Genomic DNA, 20,235 nt, shown 5'->3' on the forward strand with positions numbered 1-20,235 from the left:
TCCCGGCGCTCATTGCCGGAAATCTTGTCAGGACATAACGCGTGCGATTATTTGCTCAATTAAGCTGGTACTTCCGCCGGGAGTGGCGTCGCTATCTCGGGGCAGTGGCCTTGCTTATCATCATCGCTATCCTTCAGCTTATTCCGCCGAAAGTGGTTGGGATCATTGTCGATGGCGTGACGACACAACGCTTCACCACCGAGCGGCTGCTGATGTGGGTGGGAACAATTGCCCTGATCGCAGTGGTGGTTTATTTGCTGCGCTATGTCTGGCGCGTGCTGCTGTTTGGCGCATCCTACCAACTGGCGGTTGAACTGCGGGAAGATTATTACCGTCAGCTGAGTCGCCAGCATCCAGAATTTTATCTGCGTCACCGTACGGGCGATCTGATGGCGCGTGCAACTAACGATGTCGATCGCGTCGTATTTGCCGCCGGAGAAGGTGTGCTGACGCTGGTGGATTCGCTGGTGATGGGGTGTGCGGTGCTGATCGTGATGTCTACGCAGATAAGCTGGCAACTGACGCTGATTGCGCTACTGCCGATGCCGGTGATGGCGATAATGATCAAACGTTACGGCGATCGACTCCATAATCGCTTTAAGCTGGCGCAGGCGGCGTTTTCCAGTCTCAATGACCGTACTCAGGAAAGCCTGACCAGTATTCGTATGATCAAGGCCTTTGGTCTGGAGGATCGGCAGTCGGCATTATTTGCCGCCGATGCCGAGGATACCGGTAAGAAAAACCTGCGCGTGGCGCGCATTGACGCCCGCTTTGATCCCACGATTTATATTGCCATTGGTATGGCTAACCTGCTGGCGATTGCCGGAGGAAGCTGGATGGTGGTGCACGGTTCGCTGACGCTCGGCCAGCTCACCAGCTTTATGATGTATCTCGGTCTGATGATTTGGCCGATGCTGGCGTTGGCATGGATGTTTAATATCGTCGAACGCGGCAGCGCTGCCTACAGCCGGATTCGCGCTATGCTGGCCGAAGCGCCGGTGGTGGATGACGGCACTGAGTCGGTACCGGAAGGACGCGGCGAGCTGGCGGTGGCGATTCGTGAATTTTGTTACCCGCAGACCACCCACCCGGCGCTGGAAAATGTGAATTTCCAGCTTAAACCTGGACAGATGCTGGGCATCTGTGGTCCGACCGGCGCGGGAAAAAGTACGGTGCTGTCGCTGATCCAGCGTCATTTTGATATCACTCAGGGCGATGTACGCTTTCATAATATCCCGTTAACGCGCTTACAGCTTGATAGCTGGCGCAGCCGACTGGCGGTCGTTAGCCAGACGCCATTCCTGTTTTCAGATACCGTCGGTAATAACATCGCGTTAGGACGCCCACAGGCCACGCAGGAAGAGATCGAGCATGTGGCGCGCCTTGCCAGCGTTCATGAGGATATTTTACGTCTTCCGCAGGGCTACGACACCGAAGTGGGCGAACGTGGGGTGATGCTGTCTGGTGGGCAAAAACAACGTATTTCTATCGCTCGGGCACTACTGCTGAACGCTGAAATCCTGATCCTGGATGATGCGCTGTCGGCGGTGGACGGTCGTACCGAGCATCAGATCCTGCATAATCTGCGCCAGTGGGGCGAAGGCCGAACCGTCATTATCAGCGCCCACCGCTTATCGGCTCTGACGGAAGCCAGCGAGATTATCGTGATGCAGCATGGGCATATTGCCCAGCGCGGCGAGCATGACGTGCTGGTGCAGCAGGCTGGCTGGTATCGTGATATGTACCGCTATCAGCAACTGGAAGCGGCGCTGTCTGATGCACCAGAGATAAACGAGGAGGCGGCTAATGCGTAGTTTCGGGCAATTATGGCCGACTCTGAAAAGATTACTGGCATACGGTTCCCCATGGCGAAAACAGCTGGCGATTGCGGTCGTCATGCTGTGGGTGGCGGCTGCGGCGGAAGTCAGCGGCCCGCTGCTGATTAGCTATTTTATCGATAACATGGTGGCGAAGAACAATCTGCCGCTGGCGATGGTCGCCGGGCTGGTTGCGGCGTATGTCGGTCTGCAACTGCTGGCAGCAGGCCTGCATTATGCACAGTCATTGCTGTTTAACCAGGCGGCGGTTGGCGTAGTACAACAGCTACGCACCGACGTAATGGACGCTGCGCTGCGCCAGCCGCTCAGCGCCTTTGATACTCAGCCCGTAGGGCAGCTTATCTCCCGCGTGACCAATGACACCGAAGTGATTCGCGACCTGTATGTGACGGTGGTTGCAACGGTTCTGCGCAGCGCGGCATTAATCGGCGCCATGCTGGTCGCGATGTTCAGCCTCGAGTGGCGTATGGCGCTGGTGGCGATGGCTATTTTCCCGGCAGTGCTGGTGGTGATGGTGATTTATCAACGCTACAGCACCCCGATAGTGCGCCGGGTTCGCGCTTATCTGGCGGATATTAACGATGGCTTTAACGAAGTCATCAACGGCATGAGCGTTATCCAGCAGTTCCGCCAGCAGGCGCGGTTTGGCGAGAGAATGGGGGAGGCCAGCCGCTCGCACTATATGGCGCGTATGCAGACCCTGCGACTCGATGGATTTTTGCTGCGCCCGCTGCTGAGCCTTTTTTCGGCGCTGATCCTCTGCGGTTTATTGATGCTGTTCAGCTTTACCTCTGGCAGCTCCATCGAGGTTGGTGTGCTGTATGCGTTTATCAGCTACCTCGGCCGTTTAAACGAGCCGCTTATCGAACTGACAACCCAGCAGTCAATGCTGCAGCAGGCGGTTGTCGCCGGTGAGCGAGTGTTCGAACTGATGGACGGGCCTCGTCAGCGCTATGGTGAAGATGATCGACCGCTCAAAAGCGGTGACATTGAGGTGGATAACGTTTCATTTGCCTATCGCGACGACAATCTGGTGCTGCAAAACATCAGTCTGTCCGTGCCTTCGCGTAGCTTTGTGGCCCTGGTCGGACACACCGGCAGCGGCAAAAGTACGCTGGCCAGCCTGCTGATGGGGTACTACCCGCTGACGCAGGGTGAAATCCGACTTGACGGACGTCCGCTGTCTTCGCTGAGCCACGGTGCGTTACGTCAGGGCATCGCGATGGTGCAGCAGGATCCCGTGGTGATGGCGGATACCTTCCTGGCAAACGTCACGCTGGGTCGCGATATCTCAGAAGAGCGGGTATGGCAGGCGCTGGAGACCGTGCAACTGGCAGAACTGGCCCGCGGTTTGAGCGAGGGGATTCATACCCGGCTGGGTGAGCAGGGCAATAATCTCTCCGTTGGGCAGAAACAACTGCTGGCGCTGGCGCGGGTATTGGTTGAAACGCCGCAGGTGCTGATCCTCGATGAAGCCACGGCCAGTATTGATTCCGGTACTGAGCAGGCCATTCAGCAAGCTCTGGCGGCGGTCCGTGAACACACAACGCTTGTGGTGATTGCGCATCGGTTATCGACGATTGTCGATGCGGATACCATTCTGGTGTTACATCGCGGTCAGGCGGTTGAGCGTGGTACGCACCAGCAATTACTGGCGGCGCAAGGCCGTTACTGGCAGATGTATCAGTTGCAGCTGGCGGGGGAAGAGTTAGCCGCCAGCACGCAAGAGGATTCTGTTATCGCCTGACGGCGCAGCGCTTATCCGGCCACGCGGAGTCGTAGGTCGGGTAAGGCGTAAACGCCGCCATCCGGCAATCAACAATCTGGTGCAAAAATGTAACGCACTATGCACCGTTATAGTGCGTTTTTTCTTTTTCTCTCCTGGCTGTACCCTGCGAACCTGAATCATTCCGCGTTTTTCATTCCTGGCACATCCCTTGCAATATTCCTCTCGTGTATCTGCAGCCACTACTGAATTCTGACTGGAGGGGATCTATGAAGCTGGTTACCGTGGTAATCAAACCGTTCAAACTGGAAGACGTCCGTGAAGCACTGTCGTCTATTGGTATTCAGGGGCTGACCGTCACCGAAGTGAAGGGGTTTGGCCGACAGAAAGGTCATGCTGAGCTGTACCGTGGGGCTGAATATAGCGTCAATTTTCTGCCAAAGGTAAAGATTGATGTGGCGATTGCCGACGACCAACTGGATGGCGTGATTGATGTCATCAGTAAGGCGGCATACACCGGAAAAATTGGCGACGGCAAAATCTTCGTCGCCGAGCTGCAACGTGTGATTCGTATTCGTACCGGCGAAGCCGACGAAGCCGCACTGTAACTTCTGGCACACAGTGATAGGAAACCAAAAAATGAAGATAGCAACGATGAAAACGGGTATTGCTTCACTGGCGCTACTGCCGGGACTGGCGATGGCTGCACCGGCGGTTGCGGATAAAGCAGATAACGCTTTTATGATGATCTGTACCGCGCTGGTGCTGTTTATGACTATCCCTGGCATTGCGCTGTTCTACGGCGGTTTGATTCGCGGTAAGAACGTGCTGTCGATGCTGACTCAGGTAACAGTGACATTCGCTCTGGTTTGTATTTTATGGGTAGTTTATGGCTACTCGCTGGCCTTTGGCGAAGGGAATAATTTCTTCGGCAACTTCAACTGGGTATTGCTGAAGAACATCGCGCTGACGGCGGTCACGGGGAGTTTCTACCAGTACATTCACGTTGCTTTTCAGGGTTCGTTCGCCTGTATTACCGTTGGGCTGATTGTCGGGGCGCTGGCTGAGCGTATTCGCTTCTCTGCGGTGCTGATTTTCGTGGTGGTGTGGTTAACGCTGTCTTACATCCCGATTGCCCATATGGTCTGGGGCGGCGGCTTGCTGGCTTCCCATGGCGCGCTGGATTTTGCCGGCGGAACGGTCGTGCACATCAACGCGGCGATAGCCGGTCTGGTTGGTGCGTATCTGATTGGCAAACGCGTCGGTTTTGGCAAAGAAGCCTTTAAACCGCACAACCTGCCAATGGTCTTCACCGGCACCGCTATTCTCTACATTGGTTGGTTTGGCTTTAACGCCGGTTCAGCGGGAACGGCGAATGAGATCGCCGCACTGGCCTTCGTCAATACCGTGGTCGCCACCGCTGCTGCCATCCTCGGATGGATCTTCGGTGAATGGGCACTGCGTGGCAAACCGTCTCTGCTGGGCGCTTGTTCTGGCGCTATTGCGGGTCTGGTAGGCGTAACACCGGCATGTGGCTACATTGGTGTCGGCGGCGCGCTGATTATCGGTGTCGTTGCGGGGCTGGCTGGCCTGTGGGGCGTAACCATGCTGAAGCGTTTTCTGCGCGTGGACGATCCGTGCGACGTGTTTGGCGTTCACGGCGTGTGCGGCATTGTTGGTTGCATCCTGACCGGCGTTTTCGCTGCCAGCTCTCTGGGCGGCGTGGGCTTTGCTGAGGGCGTGACCATGGGGCATCAGTTGCTGGTGCAACTGGAAAGCGTGGCGATCACCATCGTCTGGTCCGGCGTGGTGGCCTTCATTGGCTATAAGCTGGCGGATATGACGGTGGGTCTGCGCGTACCGGAAGAACAGGAACGCGAAGGTCTGGATGTGAACAGTCACGGCGAAAACGCCTACAACGCTTGATGTTTCAATCTGCCGGATGGCAACGCTTTTGCGCCACCATCCGGTAATTCTTAATTGCGATTACGCATTACCCCTTCCTGCACGGTAGAGGCGACCAGCACACCGTCCTGGGTATAAAACTCCCCGCGAACAAAGCCCCTGGCTCCGGAGGCCGAAGTGCTCTCGACGTTATACAGCAGCCACTCATTGATATTGAATGGACGGTGGAACCACATTGAATGGTCAATGGTGGCGATCTGAATCCCTTTTTCCAGGAAGCCAATCCCGTAAGGCTGCAACGCTACAGGCAGGAAGTTCAGGTCTGAGGCATAACCCAGCAGATACTGATGGACGCGCAGATCGTCCTGCAGTTCGCCGTTAGCGCGGATCCAGACCTGGCGCGCCGGAGGTGCGATGTGACCTTTTAAGGGGTTATGAAACTCTACCGGACGCACTTCCAATGGACGATCGTTGATAAATTTTTCTTTCAACAGCGGAGGCAGCAAATGCGCCACTGAGCGGGCAATTTCCGTTTCGGATTTCAACTCATCGGGACCCGGCGCATCCGGCATGGTTTTCTGATGTTCAAATCCGTCTTCCGGTGCCTGAAAAGAGGCGGTCATATAAAAAATGGGTTTACCATTCTGGATCGCGGCAACGCGGCGTGCGCTGAAGCTGTTACCATCACGCAGGACTTCTACATCATAGATGATGGGCTTCTGGCTATCGCCGGGACGTAAAAAGTAGCTGTGAAAAGAGTGCACCAGACGCTCTTCTGGTACGGTTTCTTTGGCGGCATACAGCGCCTGACCGACAACCTGCCCCCCAAAAACCTGACGTAACCCTAAGTCTTCACTTTGGCCCCGAAAGAGTCCTTCTTCAATTTTTTCCAAATTTAACAATGTCAGCAAATTTTTCAGCGCCAGACTCATACGTGCTCTCCAGGTAATATCGATCTCGCAGCGAGGTAGGCAGAGTATAACGCAATTTTGAAAGTGGTCCGATGGGTGCAATTGTCTGAATTACTGGCCTATTACAGGCAAAAATAGCTGTCTTGTGCCACACTTAGTCACGTTATGTTTTTGTTAACCACTCTTCTGGCGGGGAAAGTTCTCGCTGGTGCATAGATGATAAGGAGAATTTAATGAAACTCGTGCACATGGTAAGTGGTTTAGCGGTTGCGGTCGCTCTGGCAGCCTGCGCCGATAAAAGTGCTGATATTCAGACGCCTGCGCCAAGCCCTAATACGTCAATTTCTGACACACAGTCTAAAATTCAACAACCGAATGTTTCCGGTACGGTATGGATCCGCCAGAAAGTGGCCTTGCCACCCGATGCGGTGCTGACCGTTACGCTGTCGGATGCTTCACTGGCCGATGCGCCGTCAAAAGTGCTATCGCAAAAAGCGGTCCGTACTGAAGGTAAACAGGCGCCATTCAGCTTCGTATTACCGTTTAACCCGGCAGATATTCAGCCTAACGCTCGTATTCTGCTGAGTGCGGCGATTACGGTGAATGATAAACTGGTCTTTATTACTGATACCGTTCAGACGGTCATTAATCAGGGTGGTAAAAAAGCCGACCTGACGCTGGTGCCTGTACAGCAAACAGCAGTACCGGTTCAGGCGAGCGGTGGGGCGACAACCACGGTACCGTCAACGTCACCAACCCAGGTGAATCCGTCGTCTGCGGTTCCAGCTCCCACGCAGTACTAAGGCAGTTGTAACCCTCTCCGCCAGGAGAGGGTTAATACACCCAGCGATAGCGCTGTAAATCGATCTGTCCGCTTCCTGAAACCACTATTCCTTCTGCCAGCAGCGCCTGACGCTGTCGTTGCAGATCGGGACCCGTCAGCGAAATAGCTCCGTGGCGATTAACCACCCGATGCCAGGGGAGAGTGCTGCCTTCAGGTAGACGCTTGAGCACGCCGCCTACCTGGCGCGCAGCGCGCGGCGAACCGGCAAGCCTGGCAACATCGCCATAGGTAGTGACGAAACCTTCGGGGATTGACGCGACGATTTGCCAGACGCGTTGGGGGAAAGTGTCTTGTATATCCATCATTTATTCCTGCGCTAATCCTCCAGCATAATGCCGAAAAGCGAAGGAGTGAAGCCGCATTGCGCAAGAAAACAGCATCCGATGCTGGATGGGTTGCAATTACAGGGTGCAGCAGTGATAATGCGCCTGCGCGTTGGTTAACAACGCTCTCAATGGGGGCTCTGTTGGTTCTCCCGCAACACTACTCTGTTTACCAGGTCAGGTCCGGAAGGAAGCAGCCAAGGCAGATGACGTGTGTGCCGGGATGTAGCTGGCAGGGCCCCCACCCATTTCTGCCGTCCGATATTTCCCTTCTGTTTATCTTCTTTTCTTTGTCATCGTAATGTCATTTTATTGTCATCAAATACTGTCAATGTGTTTCGGGGATGTTATTTGATGCTTTTGCCGCCGCCATCGCGCTGTAACGACATGGTCTTACTTTCGGTGTGTTTTGGCTGACCACAAGGATTTTCTACGATGTCGACCGCTGTATTGAATGTCAAAATTGATGAGGCGCTAAAAGAAAAGCTTCGCCATTACGCTGAAGTACATAATGAAAATTTAAGTATTGCGACGGAAAAACTACTGCTGATCGCGTTTTCCGCCGTTGAAGAGGCGGGAGTCTCCGCTGAGGATATCGATAGCCAGCACACGGAAGAATCCGTAGTTGAAGCACTGACTCCTAAAGAAATCAAAGCATTGCGAAGATTACTGAAGAAGAAAAAATGAAACAACAATCGCTCTCAACCGCCTGTAATTACGGCGAAGCCTGTGAAATGCTGCGCTCCGGTTATGTGAAACATGTTCGTCTGAGCTGGAACGTCGGCAGCGATGAGTTCTTCCGTATAGCCTCCGACTGGTGTGATGCCGGGGCAAAGATTAAGAAGGATGGTGAGAATTTCGTGATTTCCCTGAAGGGGTTCCCGGTTCCTCCTCAACGGTAATATTGCCGGGGCATCCTCGCCCATCACGGCATTCAAAGACGAGTCCTTTGACTCGTCGTTTAGATTATTTTACGCATTTTCCCGCTGCTGGCCTGCAAACGCAGGTTATCCCAAATGGGTTGCAATACCTGGAAGGCGGCACGCGTTGTGTCATCCGGTAACGTGAAAGGCATACGCAAAAAGCGGTCGAATGCGCCATCAAGGCCAAACCGCGTACCGGTTCCCAACTGAATGCCAGCGCTTTCGGCGCGCGTAGCGAACAGCGTTGCCAGCGTATCGGGCAGTTCAACCCAGAAAGAAAGCCCTCCCTGCGGCTGGGTAAATTGCCATTCCGGGAAATGTGAGTTCATCAGGTCCGAGCACAGATCTCGCTGGGATGTGAGCAGGCGTCTTCTGTCAGGAAGAAAGTCGGCGGCGTTATCCAGTAGCCAACTGGTGGCGAGTTGTTCAAGCACCGGTGAGCCCAGGTCGAAGGTGTCGCGGGTTTGTACCAGCGTGGCAATGGTTCGCGCCGATGCCCGGATCCAGCCCAGACGTAATCCTCCCCAAAAGCTTTTCCCTGCCGAACCGAGCAGGATGATCGGCGCATCGCGGTTGAATGCGGCAAGCGGTGGTGGTGGCGGGGCGTCATACCACAGGTTCACCATGGTCTCATCGACCACTAACGTAGTGTGGGTTCTTTCAGCAATATCCGCCACGACCTGGCGAGTTGCGGCATCCATACAGCGTCCGGTCGGGTTGTGAAAGTCCGGCATCAGATAAGCCATTCTCGGCGCAGTTTGCGCAAGGGTGGCGACCAGGCCCGCCGTATCCCAACCGTGCTCGGGCAGCGAGACGCCGATGGGGCGACATGATGCCCCTTGTATTGCCGCAATCGCCAGCGGATAAGTGGGGTGATCGACCACTACGCGATCGCCGGGGCCGGTGAGTAACCGCAGGATCAACGCCAGGCCACTGACCGCGCCGTTCACGACCATTATTTCATCTGGCTGTGTCGGGAGTCCGCGTTCGCAATAATGCCGGGCGATGGATTCACGCAAAACCGACAACCCCTGCGGCAGATACCCGGAGCTCTGCAGGTGCTGCGGCATTGCGAACAGCGCCTGCTGGTAAGCCTGATGAATTTCGGGACCGGCGTTCAGCGCCGCCGTGGACAAATCAAGCGCGGTGCCGGTGCTGGTCCGGGTCGGCACATGGCGAATATGTTCCGCCAGGATCACCCGCGAGCCGCTACCATGACGACTTTCCAGATATCCCTCTTCACGCAACTGCGCCATAGCGCTGGCGATGGTAGTTCGACTTACTTGCAGAACGGCGGCGAGCTCGCGTTCACCCGGTAAGCGGCTATCCAGCGCCAGTCGACCATCGAGGATCAGTAAACGTAACGCTTCTGCCAGCTGTCGCCAGATGGGTGTTCGCGAGGGGCTTTCCTGCCAGTGTCCGAGCAGGCGCTGCAAAGACTGGCTTCCGTAACGGCGAGATGACATAGCAGTCCACTTTTTGAAAACTGGACATTAATCATAGTGCCAATTGCGGTGAAGATGAAAGTTATCTGAGAGTGAGAGGGGAAAAGCATGCTGCGTCGTTTACTTCAGCTGTTTATCGGGCTGACGCTGTACGGTGTGTCGACGGCGATGTTTGTCCGTGCCGATTTAGGGGCCGATCCGTGGAACGTGTTTCACCTGGGGGTGGCAAATTTACTGTCGATGAATATCGGCGTGGTGATTATTGCCGTGGGCGTGTTGGTACTGCTGGCGTGGATACCACTGCGCCAGCGCCCAGGGTTTGGCACGTTGAGCAACGTGATTATGATTGGGCTGGCGGCAGATGCCGCGCTGCTGGTGATTCCGGGATTTGAATCCCTGCTGGCGCGCAGCGGGCTGTTGGTATCAGCGGTGATCCTGAATGCGTTAGCAACCAGTCTGTACATTGGTGCCGGTTTTGGCGCCGGTCCGCGTGACGGTCTGATGACCGGTATTCACGCGCGTACCGGCTGGCCAGTACGACGAATTCGAACCGCAATCGAAGTGTCGGTGCTCCTTATCGGTTGGTTGCTGGGAGGAACCGTTGGGTTAGGGACCGTGCTGTATGCACTGGCTATCGGGCCGCTCATTCAGATTTGCCTGCCATGGTTTCGCCATCAGCCGCAGGCGCGTATTCGCATCAGGAATGCGCCTGGGGCACGATCGCCTGCTGGCGACTAAACTTAACCTCGACTGACGCGGCCGGAATCGGCTTGCCGCGCAGTACACTTCGGAGGTTTTTCTCATGAAGTATGTTGATGGCTTTGTGGTTGCCGTACCCGCTGAAAACAAGGAGGCGTACATTGCGATGGCGGCAAAAGCAGCTCCGCTTTTCAAGGAGTTCGGTGCATTGCGCGTGGTGGAGTGCTGGGCAGATGATGTCCCCGACGGCAAACTGACCGATTTTCGCATGGCGGTGAAAGCGCAGGATCATGAAGAAGTCGTATTCAGTTGGATTGAATACCCTTCCAAAGAGGTCCGCGATGCGGCAAATCAGAAGATGATGTCCGATCCCCGTATGAAGGAATTCGGTGAATCTATGCCATTTGATGGCAAGCGAATGATCTACGGTGGATTTGCGCCCATTATGGAAGAGTGATGTGACTGGCTGTGCGGCGTGCCGCCAGCCATCTCAACATCAACAGCCATGTTAAAGCCGTTTTTCTGCCCACAGAATAAATTCTGCTTTCGGCAGCGCTTTGCTGTAAAGCCAGCCTTGACCGTACTGCACGCCGTGCTGGCGTAGCCAGGCTTCCTGATTCTCGGTTTCGATACCTTCCGCTACCATCTCCAGCTTCAGCGTTTTCGCTATCTCGATAATATGCGGCGTGACGTTGTTGTACTCCAGCGCATCGACGAACGATTTGTCTATCTTCAAGATGTCTACATCCAGATCCTGCAAATAGCTCAGGCTGGAATAGCCGGTACCAAAGTCATCAATATAAATTGAGTGACCCGCCTGACGGTATTTGGCAATAAACGGCGCGCTGTTTTTCGGGTCGGCAAATTCGCGTTCGGTGAGTTCCAGCGCGATTTGCGCAGGTTTTAGCTGCCAGTGGTTCACCTTCTGACTTAACAGGGCAGGAAGCGTTTCGGAAGACAGATCGGCTGACTCAAGGTTGATGGAGATATGCTGCTCCGGATGCTGGCGCAGCCATTTTCCTAAATCATCAAATACGCTTTCAATAATCAAACGGGTGAGCTGTTCTGAGAGTCCGGTCTGCTGCGCCATGGCGACGAAGATTTCCGGCGACAGATAGCTCCCATCGGCTTGCTGCCAGCGAGCCAGCGCTTCTGCCCCGACCACTTTCCCCGTTTTGAGCGAGATAATCGGTTGGTAGTGGACTTTAATGTCCCGATGCTGGATAGCGTCCTGCAACTGGTGATGGGGCGACTGTAAGCGCCGCAAAATGCGCAGAACAAAGGCGGCGGTGAGCAGGCCGATAAGAATGCCTGCCGGGAGCCAGATCAGCGCCTGTCGGTGCCAGGTTTTTTGCAATGGCAGGGTGGAGGCCCAGGTTACGATAGTGATGCCCAGCTCCGGGAAAGGGCGTGCGTTAAAAATGCTGCCATCTTTCTGAAAATGGGTAATCGAGCGTTCTTGCTGTACATGCTGCAAAACGTCCGAAGGCAGATCGGCGCTACTGGCAACCACGACGTTGCGCACAGTGCCAATGATAGTGACTTCAATTGGCCATGAGCCAAACGGGATGACGTCTATGAAAGAGCTCGGATCGACCATCACAACGTAATGTTCGCTCCCTAATGCCGCCATAAAGCGCTTAATCCCCAAATCGTTCTGCGTAGTAAGCCATGCGCGATATCCATCAGGCGTGACTTTCATTGCGGGGGGAAATGCGTCAGCCTGGCTTCTTTTTTCCAGAGATGAGCATTGCGGAACGTTATCTTTGAGGTACAGCACTTCCTGAATATAGCGGTAGCTATATGACAAACGACGCATTTCCAGCAGATGCTCTTCACTACAAGGCACCCCCTGAAAGGCTTCAATATGGCGTAATGCTTTTTTTGCCTGCTCGCCTACGCGTTCCGTACGTAATGCGACTCGCGTTGAGAACATATCGAGTTCATCGATAAATTTCGTTTCGACCTGACGATGTGCCAGCCACAAGCTTAAACCTACGGGCGCGAGGATGGAAAGAAACAGTACCCCTGTCACCAGGCTTATCAGATGTCGTGTTGTCACAGTGATATCCTTATTAACACAGCGTAGGGAAAGTATATCCGAAAGCCGAAAAAGCTATTCGATTGGCATCATATATTTACGGCCACTTATCATCCCGTTTAACTCTCTGTAGCGTAAATCAGGTTGTGGTTTGTACAAGAGTGGTGTATTTTGTTGGTTATGTTATAACGTAACAAATTGAGGTTGCCATGAAACCGGATATTCATCCTTTTTACCGTACCGTGGTGTTTCACGATACCAGTGCCAATGAGTTCTTTAAGGTCGGTTCGACCATCAAGACTGAGCGTGAGATTGAGTTTGAGGGGAAAATGTACCCATACGTGACCCTGGATATCTCTTCCAAATCGCATCCGTACTATACCGGGAAACAAAAAACCTTTGATAACGAAGGCAGCGCAGCTCGTTTCCAGAAACGTTTTGGCCATTTTATTGGCGCTAAGCGAGGTTAAGATGCAGGTACTCAATTCACTTCGCAGTGCGAAACAGCGCCATCCTGACTGCCAGATAGTAAAACGAAAAGGGCGTTTGTACGTTATCTGCAAAACGAACCCACGCTTTAAAGCGGTACAGGGGCGTAAAAAAAGACGTTAGTTTCTTTGCCAGCATTTCAAGGACTAAAGTGCGTTTCCTCCACAGGGACGCACTTTTTTTATCTGTACTAAGGCCGCCTTTACTGGCTGGTCTGGGGGCGGGTTAGGGTAAAGACATCGTAAAACGAGAGTTCGCCCTTACGCGATATCATTTTTTGCAGCTGTGCTTTATGTTCACTATCGACGGAGGGTGAGTGCAGGATGGTGTCGATGAGTGAAGGAGGGACAAAGCGCGTGTTGTACCATTCGCCGTTGTAGCAAACTCTGAAATCCAGTACGTCGATATCTTCAAAGCGGTATCGCGGCGCAACGTCGAAAAAGAAAAACGCGTTGAGTATGACAAACAGAACCACCAGCAGCCATACTGAATCGACTAACGTTTCTGACTGTAGCATCACCGCCAGCGTGGCAAACCACGCAACATACATGCCGATGAACAGCCCTGGGTGTTTGCGAATAAAGCTGACGCTAAAGCGCGGTTTGTTGTCGCGCTTTTCGCGAATATTTAAGTCGTCGATTGTTTCAGTAAGCAGGCGCTGTATTTCTGTCATCTCTTGCCTTCGTGGTGTCTGCAAAATTCAAGTGTGATCGCCCTATTTTAAAAGGGGATACCTTTTGAAGAAAGTAACAGATTAACCACAATTTAGCATAACAGTTACATTTAAGATCACAGCGTTTTGATGATCCTCGCGGGATTGCCCCCAACCACGCTGTTGGCCGGAACGCTTTTAGTGACTACCGCGCCTGAGGCCACAACCACGTTATCTCCCAACGTTACGCCGGGGTTTATCACCGCGCGCCCACCTATCCAGACGTTGTTGCCAATCGTCACGGGTTTACCCAGCTCCATGCCGCTGTTTCGCTCGGTGGCATCCAGCGGATGGGTCGCGGTATAGATATGGACGCCCGGCGCTAACATGCAGTTGTCGCCAATATGGATCGGACAGACGTCGAGCATAACGCAGTCGAAGTTGGCGTAAAATTCTTTACCGAGATAGATGTTGTAGCCGTAATCGCAACGAAAAGAGGGTTCAATATAAGCGCCCTCGCTCTGACCCAACAGCTCATGCAGGATAGCTTGTCGCTCGCTTTTTTCATCGGGAGCGGTGTGGTTGTAGCGATGGGTCAACTGACGAGCGCGTAGCCGGTCGTTGCGCAATGTTTCATCTGCCGGGCGATAAAGTTCACCGGCGATCATTTTTTGCTTTTCATTACTCATTACGAATTCCCTGTGTCCTGGAGATCATTTCAACACAGTAAAACGCAATGCCAGCAAGGGGAACGTTCCCGTTGTTTCGCTGTGATCGTAGTCACGTGATTTGAATTAAATAACTATTGTAAATACGAAAATGGTCAGCCAGACAAATGTACTGCTATACCTGACTTAACCCGTGAGCAATTAGCGAATGAATTTCCAAACAGAAGTTGGAATCTTGTCGTAGAGCTTATTCATAGTCAATTCAGCAAGGCGGTGATCTGCTGCTGAGTAAAATACAGCCAGTTCGTTGTCGGACAATTCATATTTATTTTTTTCAATAACGCGCTCAAGTGTGTCAATTGTCTGACAACGTCGCAGGCGCATCAAATAATCAGTTTTAGTTAATGGTTTATCGGACATAACTCTTACCTATGATTGTAATAATTTTTAACAAGACAAACTAACAGGATTAGCCCTGGTGGCATTGACAAAACAGCGAAACAGACGATTACCTGACTTCCGCCATTTCTGCAGATCCTGCGTATTAATACCATAACTGCTGAACAACATAAAAGTGTCATCCAGGTATTCATCTATCTGCGCAATCAGCTTATTGTCTTCATTGTACTTAATTTTATAATTAAGTGCGAAGGTTGCAATATGCTCTATCAGTTCATTGAGCTGCAAGCTGGTGGCAGAGGTAGGGTCATTAACCCAGCCATGGTTACTTTGTTCAAGGTTTGCAAGACAGTCATGATACAGGGTTTCGCAGAGAAATTTAAGCTGCGCGATATCATGTCTTTTGGGTGAGTATTCATCCATAACGCATCCCCTTCTTAGTGGCTTAAACTAACCGAACACCTTTCGGGATGGATACAACAAACTACCTGGAACTTGCCCGCGACTCCTGATGATTTAACTATAATCTACTCTAAAAAAGATTTCATCGTCATATCACGAAAAATTACAATTATGCAAAATTATGATGTCAGGTCATTTTTACATTTTAACAGATACGTACGGCTATTCGGAATGGGACAACTTCTTTATTCTTCGGGCAATCATCGGGTTATCTTGATTAGGTTTAGCAACGCAAGGTAACAGTCGACAATGCCAGTCAAAAGCTAGGAATAATCTTAATATTTATTAAAGTAAATAAGAACTCTCAATGTTTTTTAAGAATAGCCTTTAAGCCTACAGGGATTATATCGCTTATTTACCCCAGAGAAAATAAACGATATCGCAATAAGTGGTTTTTATGATTTTTCCAGAAAAAAGGCCGCTTGCGCGGCCTTATCTTTAGAGAGCTATCAATGATGGTCTACTGAGTGGCTATGCTCAACATCTTCGCTTTTGCGGCTAAAGCGGCGGCGTACCACCACAAAGAACACCGGAACAAAGAAGATAGCCAACACGGTTGCCGTTACCATCCCGCCCATTACGCCTGTACCTACTGCGTTCTGCGCGCCGGAGCCTGCGCCGGAGCTGATTACCAGCGGCATTACGCCCAGAATAAAGGCCAGCGATGTCATCAGGATTGGTCGTAAACGCATACGTACCGCGTCCAGCGTCGCCTCTATCAGACCTTTACCTTCTTTATCCATCAAGTCTTTGGCGAATTCGACGATAAGTATCGCGTTCTTCGCCGACAACCCAATGGTTGTGAGCAGGCCTACCTGGAAGTAAACGTCGTTGGTCAGGCCGCGGAACGTCGCCGCCAGCAATGCGCCAATAACACCCAACGGTACTACCAGCATTACGGAGAACGGAATTGACCAGCTCTCGTACAATGCCGCCAGACACAGGAATACGACAATCAGTGAAATGGCATACAGGGCAGGGGCCTGGTTGCCGGACAGTCGTTCCTGGTAGGACATACCGGTCCAGTCATAGCCGATACCGGATGGCAGTTTACTGGCCAGTTGCTCCATCATTGCCATCGCTTCACCGGTACTTTTACCCGGTGCGGCCTGGCCTAAGATTTCCATGGAAGGCAGACCGTTATAGCGTTCCAGACGCGGTGAACCATATTCCCAACGTGAGGTAGAGAAGGCGGAGAACGGCACCATCTGCCCGTCGCTGCCGCGAACATACCAGTTGCCAATATCTTCCGGCAACATACGGTATTTCGCTTCAGACATGACGTAAACTTTCTTCACACGACCACGGTCGATGAAGTCATTCACGTAGCTTCCGCCCCATGCTGCACCCAGCGTTGTATTAATGTCACTAATGGAAACACCCAGAGCCTGCGCTTTTTCCTGATCGATATCGATCTTGAACTGCGGCGTATCTTCCAGACCGTTAGGACGTACGCCGACTAACAGATCGGGATGCTTCGCAACTTCACCAAACAGCTGGTTACGCGCCTGGGTTAGTTTCTCATGACCTAAACCTGCCTGGTCAATCAGCTGGAAGTCGAAACCGGTGGCGGTCCCTAACTCCACAATGGCTGGCAGGTTAAAGGCAAAGACCATTGCGTCTTTAATCTGCGAGAATGCGCCCATCGCACGTTGAGTAATCGCCTCAACCTTGTTCTCTTCGCCAGGACGTTCACTCCAGTCTTTCAGAGAAACGAACGCGATACCGGTGTTCTGACCACGACCAGCAAAGCCAAAGCCGTTAACGGCAAACACCGATTCAACGTTCGCTTTTTCTTTGGTCAGATAGTAATCCGTCATTTCGTCCAGCACCTTCTGGGTACGCTCTTGCGTTGCACCCGCTGGCAGCTGAGCCATTGACAGGAATACCCCCTGGTCTTCATCCGGCAGGAACGAGCTTGGCAGACGAACGAACAGATAGGCCATGCCCACGACGATTATCAGATACAGCGCCAGATAACGACCGGTGCTGCGCAGAATTCCGCCCACGCTGTCGGTGTAATGGTGCGTGCTCTTATCGAACATGCGGTTAAACCAGCCGAAGAAGCCTTTTTTGCCTTCTCCGTGATCGCCTTTAGCAATCGGTTTAAGCATGGTCGCACACAGGGCAGGGGTCAGAATCAATGCCACCAGGACTGACAGCGCCATCGCCGAAACAATGGTGATGGAGAACTGACGGTAAATTGCGCCGGTAGAACCCCCGAAGAAAGCCATCGGGATAAATACCGCTGACAGCACCATCGCGATACCAACCAGTGCGCCCTGAATCTGGCCCATCGATTTACGCGTTGCTTCTTTCGGCGGTAGCCCTTCCTCAGCCATTACACGTTCAACGTTCTCGACCACAACGATGGCGTCATCCACCAACAGGCCGATGGCGAGTACCATCCCGAACATCGTCAGCGTGTTTATCGAGAAGCCGAAAATCGCAAGGACGGCAAATGTACCCAATAGCACCACCGGCACGGCGATAGTCGGAATCAGCGTCGCGCGGAAGTTCTGCAGGAACAGATACATTACCAGGAACACGAGAATGATTGCTTCCGCCAGCGTTTTCACTACTTCGTGAATAGAAATTTTCACGAACGGCGTGGTGTCATACGGATAAACGATCTTCAGACCTGACGGGAAGAAAGGTTCCATCTTCTTCAGTTCTTCGCGGATAGCGTTGGCGGTGTCCAGGGCGTTAGCGCCTGTCGCCAGCTTGATACCCAGACCGGATGCAGGTTTACCGTTGAACTTCGCAATGATGTCGTAGTTCTCGCCACCCAGTTCGACTTTCGCTACGTCACGCAGACGCACCTGAGAACCGTCCTGATTCACTTTCAGCAAAATTTTGCTGAACTCATCGGCAGAGGTCAGACGGGTTTGCGCGATGATCGACGCGTTAAGCTGCTGGCCTTTCACCGGCGGCGTACCGCCTAACTGACCGGCTGCAACCTGGGCGTTCTGCGCTTTGATGGCGCTGATCACATCAACCGGCGTCAGTTGGAAGTTATTCAGTTTGTTCGGATCCATCCAGATACGCATCGCGTACTGGGAACCGAACAACTGAACGTCACCCACACCTGAAGTACGGCTGATGGCGTCCTTCATGTTGGCGCCCACGTAGTCGGAAATATCCTCCTGCGTCATGGTGCCGTTGGTGTTGATAACACCGACAACCATCAGGAAGCTGCTGGATGATTTCTCAACGCTCACGCCCTGTTGTTGTACTTCCTGCGGCAAAAGCGGCATTGCCAGCTGCAGTTTGTTCTGCACCTGTACCTGTGCGATATCCGCGTCAGTACCAGACTGGAAGGTTAGGGTGATCTGCACGGTACCCGTGGAGTCACTGTTTGAGGACATGTACATCAGGTTATCGATACCGTTCATATTCTGTTCGATAACCTGCGTAACAGTATCCTGTACTGTTTTGGCATCAGCGCCAGGATAGGTCGCGGAGATCGTCACTGCAGGCGGTGCAATAGTTGGATATTGCGCTACCGGCAATTTGAGGATCGCGAGCCCCCCTGCCAACATGATGATAATGGCGATCACCCACGCAAATATTGGGCGATCGATAAAGAAATTAGGCATGTCTTAACGGCTCCTGTTTAAGTTAAGACTTGGACTGTTCAGGCTGGCTACCGCTTGCTGCTTGCTGGTTGTTATCAGCGGTGATTTCCTGCGCTTTTACCTGCGCGCCAGGACGTACTTTTTGCAGCCCAGTGACAATCACGCGGTCGCCCGGTTTAAGTCCATCAGTGACTAACCATTTGTCGCCAATCGCTTGTGAGGCGACAATTTGACGAGTTTCAACTTTGTCGTCTGCACCGACAACCAATGCACTGGCATCGCCACGCGGTGTGCGGGTAACGCCTTGCTGTGGAACCAGTAATGCAGTTGGGTTAGTCCCTTCTTCCAGACGTGCGCGAACGAACATACCTGGCAGTAAGGTGTGATCCGGGTTAGGGAAGATTGCGCGTAACGTAATCGATCCGGTGGTTTGATCAACCGTCACATCAGAAAATTCCAGCGTACCGGACTGCGGGAATTTAATACCGTCATTGGTCACCAGTTCGACTTTCGCTTTACCGTTTTCTTGCTTCAGCGTGCCGTTGGCCAACTCTTGTTTCAGGCGCAGGAAGTCGTTACTTGACTGCGTCACGTCCACATAGATTGGGTCAAGCTGCTGAACGGTCGCCAGTGCGGTCGCCTGACCATTTTGCACCAGAGCGCCTTCAGTAACGGATGACTTACCAATGCGGCCGCTGATCGGCGACGTCACTTTGGTATAGGCCAGATTGATGCGTGCAGTTTCTACCGCGGCTTTCGCGGCGACAACGGCGGCGTTTGCCTGCTGTGCGTCTGCCAGCGCGCTATCGTAATCCTGTTGACTAATGTACTTAGTCCCCAACAGTTTCTGATAACGTTTGACCGTCAGTTGAGCGATATTTGCTGCGGCTTGTGCTTTGGCCAGATCGCCTTTTGCGCTTTCATAAGCGGCCTGGTAAGTAGCAGGATCAATCTGATAGAGAGATACACCCGCTTCGATGTCACCACCTTCCGTGAAATTACGCTTCAGGATAATACCGCTAACCTGAGGACGAACTTCAGCAATGCGATACGCACTGGTGCGACCCGGGAGTTCGGTTGTTATCTGTAGAGGTTCAGTTTTGAGCGTAACAACTCCAACCTCTGGCATCTGCTGGCCCCCTTGTTGGGCCTGTTTGTCGTCACATCCTGTTAGCGCTAAGCTGCCTGAGAGCATCAGAACGACTGCCAGAGGCGTTAACCCTCTGTTTTTGTTCATATGTAAACCTCGAGTGTCCGATTTCAAATTGATCAATGGCTAAAAGCCCATAAACCCATTGCTGCGTTTATATTATCGTCGTGCTATGGTACATA

20 protein-coding genes, 1 other RNA gene and 1 pseudogene are annotated in these 20,235 nt (G+C 52.7%); 12 read left to right on the forward strand and 10 right to left on the reverse strand.

Translation table 11 applies throughout. The features are described from left to right. Nucleotides 1–41 precede the first annotated feature (41 nt). The 4 genes from OGV94_RS15590 to amtB all read left to right on the forward strand — a co-directional run bounded on the left by OGV94_RS15590 (nt 42) and on the right by amtB (nt 5,490). Entirely contained in the window at nt 42–1,814 is a 1,773-nt protein-coding gene (locus tag OGV94_RS15590) for a SmdA family multidrug ABC transporter permease/ATP-binding protein (protein ID WP_043015407.1), read from the forward strand. Beyond that, nucleotides 1,807–3,585, forward strand: a complete 1,779-nt coding sequence (locus tag OGV94_RS15595; RefSeq protein ID WP_043015408.1) for a SmdB family multidrug efflux ABC transporter permease/ATP-binding protein — start codon at nt 1,807–1,809, stop codon at nt 3,583–3,585. The genes OGV94_RS15590 and OGV94_RS15595 overlap by 8 nt, the downstream gene beginning before the upstream one ends. A gap of 248 nt (nt 3,586–3,833) precedes the next feature. Beyond that, nucleotides 3,834–4,172, forward strand: a complete 339-nt coding sequence (gene glnK, locus OGV94_RS15600; protein ID WP_003021657.1) for a P-II family nitrogen regulator — start codon at nt 3,834–3,836, stop codon at nt 4,170–4,172. 31 nt (nt 4,173–4,203) lie between these two features. Then, nucleotides 4,204–5,490, forward strand: a complete 1,287-nt coding sequence (gene amtB / locus OGV94_RS15605; RefSeq protein ID WP_008783954.1) for an ammonium transporter AmtB — start codon at nt 4,204–4,206, stop codon at nt 5,488–5,490. A 50-nt stretch (nt 5,491–5,540) separates the two neighbouring features. Here the strand turns inward: amtB and tesB are convergent, their stop codons facing one another. Beyond that, entirely contained in the window at nt 5,541–6,401 is an 861-nt protein-coding gene (tesB, locus tag OGV94_RS15610) for an acyl-CoA thioesterase II (protein WP_100194048.1), read from the reverse strand. 212 nt (nt 6,402–6,613) lie between these two features. Between tesB and OGV94_RS15615 the strand changes: the two genes are divergently transcribed. Then, a complete protein-coding gene (locus tag OGV94_RS15615) occupies nt 6,614–7,183 on the forward strand; it encodes a YbaY family lipoprotein (protein ID WP_043015409.1) in 570 nt (189 codons plus the stop codon). Nucleotides 7,184–7,214: 31 nt separating this feature from the next. On the opposite strand, the pseudogene OGV94_RS15620 reads toward OGV94_RS15615, so the two are convergent. After that, nucleotides 7,215–7,604 (reverse strand): annotated as a pseudogene (locus OGV94_RS15620) (MGMT family protein). 84 nt (nt 7,605–7,688) lie between these two features. Here OGV94_RS15620 and ffs point away from each other — a divergent pair. From ffs to OGV94_RS15635, 3 genes are all read left to right on the forward strand, one after another. Beyond that, an RNA gene (gene ffs, locus OGV94_RS15625) (signal recognition particle sRNA small type) lies at nt 7,689–7,785 on the forward strand. A 197-nt stretch (nt 7,786–7,982) separates the two neighbouring features. Continuing rightward, nucleotides 7,983–8,234, forward strand: a complete 252-nt coding sequence (locus OGV94_RS15630) for a hypothetical protein (protein ID WP_043015410.1) — start codon at nt 7,983–7,985, stop codon at nt 8,232–8,234. Next, the gene (locus tag OGV94_RS15635) at nt 8,231–8,449 is read left to right on the forward strand and encodes a hypothetical protein (RefSeq protein WP_016152066.1); all 219 of its coding nucleotides are present in this window, start codon (nt 8,231–8,233) and stop codon (nt 8,447–8,449) included. The genes OGV94_RS15630 and OGV94_RS15635 overlap by 4 nt, the downstream gene beginning before the upstream one ends. A gap of 59 nt (nt 8,450–8,508) precedes the next feature. Here the strand turns inward: OGV94_RS15635 and yczR are convergent, their stop codons facing one another. Next, nucleotides 8,509–9,936: a MocR-like transcription factor YczR gene (yczR, locus tag OGV94_RS15640; RefSeq protein WP_286523749.1), complete on the reverse strand. Its 1,428-nt coding sequence runs from the start codon at nt 9,934–9,936 to the stop codon at nt 8,509–8,511. Between the two features lie 87 nt (nt 9,937–10,023). Between yczR and yczE the strand changes: the two genes are divergently transcribed. Together yczE and OGV94_RS15650 are read left to right on the forward strand one after the other, a co-directional pair. Next, complete coding sequence (gene yczE / locus OGV94_RS15645) at nt 10,024–10,653, forward strand: membrane protein YczE (RefSeq protein ID WP_043015412.1); 630 nt, start codon at nt 10,024–10,026, stop codon at nt 10,651–10,653. Nucleotides 10,654–10,717: 64 nt separating this feature from the next. After that, nucleotides 10,718–11,071 carry a DUF1428 domain-containing protein gene (locus OGV94_RS15650; protein ID WP_003831033.1) on the forward strand — a complete coding sequence of 118 codons (354 nt, stop codon included), beginning with the start codon at nt 10,718–10,720 and terminating at the stop codon, nt 11,069–11,071. A 51-nt stretch (nt 11,072–11,122) separates the two neighbouring features. Here the strand turns inward: OGV94_RS15650 and pdeB are convergent, their stop codons facing one another. Beyond that, the gene (pdeB, locus tag OGV94_RS15655) at nt 11,123–12,676 is read right to left on the reverse strand and encodes a cyclic di-3',5'-guanosine monophosphate phosphodiesterase PdeB (RefSeq protein WP_193144607.1); all 1,554 of its coding nucleotides are present in this window, start codon (nt 12,674–12,676) and stop codon (nt 11,123–11,125) included. 188 nt (nt 12,677–12,864) lie between these two features. Here pdeB and OGV94_RS15660 point away from each other — a divergent pair, with 188 nt between their 5' ends. Both OGV94_RS15660 and ykgO read left to right on the forward strand, forming a co-directional pair. Beyond that, nucleotides 12,865–13,125: a type B 50S ribosomal protein L31 gene (locus OGV94_RS15660; RefSeq protein WP_043015414.1), complete on the forward strand. Its 261-nt coding sequence runs from the start codon at nt 12,865–12,867 to the stop codon at nt 13,123–13,125. A gap of 1 nt (nt 13,126) precedes the next feature. Next, the gene (ykgO, locus tag OGV94_RS15665) at nt 13,127–13,267 is read left to right on the forward strand and encodes a type B 50S ribosomal protein L36 (protein ID WP_005125190.1); all 141 of its coding nucleotides are present in this window, start codon (nt 13,127–13,129) and stop codon (nt 13,265–13,267) included. A 79-nt stretch (nt 13,268–13,346) separates the two neighbouring features. On the opposite strand, the gene OGV94_RS15670 is transcribed toward ykgO, so the two are convergent. From OGV94_RS15670 to acrA, 6 genes are all read right to left on the reverse strand, one after another. Further along, nucleotides 13,347–13,817, reverse strand: coding sequence for a YlaC family protein (locus OGV94_RS15670; protein ID WP_043015415.1), 471 nt, complete (start codon nt 13,815–13,817; stop codon nt 13,347–13,349). A 116-nt stretch (nt 13,818–13,933) separates the two neighbouring features. Beyond that, nucleotides 13,934–14,485, reverse strand: a complete 552-nt coding sequence (maa, locus tag OGV94_RS15675; protein ID WP_043015416.1) for a maltose O-acetyltransferase — start codon at nt 14,483–14,485, stop codon at nt 13,934–13,936. Nucleotides 14,486–14,665: 180 nt separating this feature from the next. Further along, nucleotides 14,666–14,884 (reverse strand): hemolysin expression-modulating protein Hha, encoded by a 219-nt coding sequence (hha, locus tag OGV94_RS15680; RefSeq protein ID WP_002892050.1) that lies wholly within the window; start codon nt 14,882–14,884, stop codon nt 14,666–14,668. Between the two features lie 27 nt (nt 14,885–14,911). After that, the gene (gene tomB / locus OGV94_RS15685) at nt 14,912–15,286 is read right to left on the reverse strand and encodes an Hha toxicity modulator TomB (protein WP_003021733.1); all 375 of its coding nucleotides are present in this window, start codon (nt 15,284–15,286) and stop codon (nt 14,912–14,914) included. Between the two features lie 488 nt (nt 15,287–15,774). Then, nucleotides 15,775–18,924 (reverse strand): efflux RND transporter permease AcrB, encoded by a 3,150-nt coding sequence (gene acrB / locus OGV94_RS15690; protein WP_043015417.1) that lies wholly within the window; start codon nt 18,922–18,924, stop codon nt 15,775–15,777. Nucleotides 18,925–18,946: 22 nt separating this feature from the next. Beyond that, the gene (gene acrA, locus OGV94_RS15695; RefSeq protein ID WP_043015418.1) at nt 18,947–20,140 is read right to left on the reverse strand and encodes a multidrug efflux RND transporter periplasmic adaptor subunit AcrA; all 1,194 of its coding nucleotides are present in this window, start codon (nt 20,138–20,140) and stop codon (nt 18,947–18,949) included. Between the last annotated feature and the right edge of the window lie 95 nt (nt 20,141–20,235).

Source organism: Citrobacter sp. Ce006 (assembly GCF_030336535.1).
In the GTDB taxonomy this organism is placed as follows: Bacteria; Pseudomonadota; Gammaproteobacteria; order Enterobacterales; family Enterobacteriaceae; genus Citrobacter; species Citrobacter europaeus.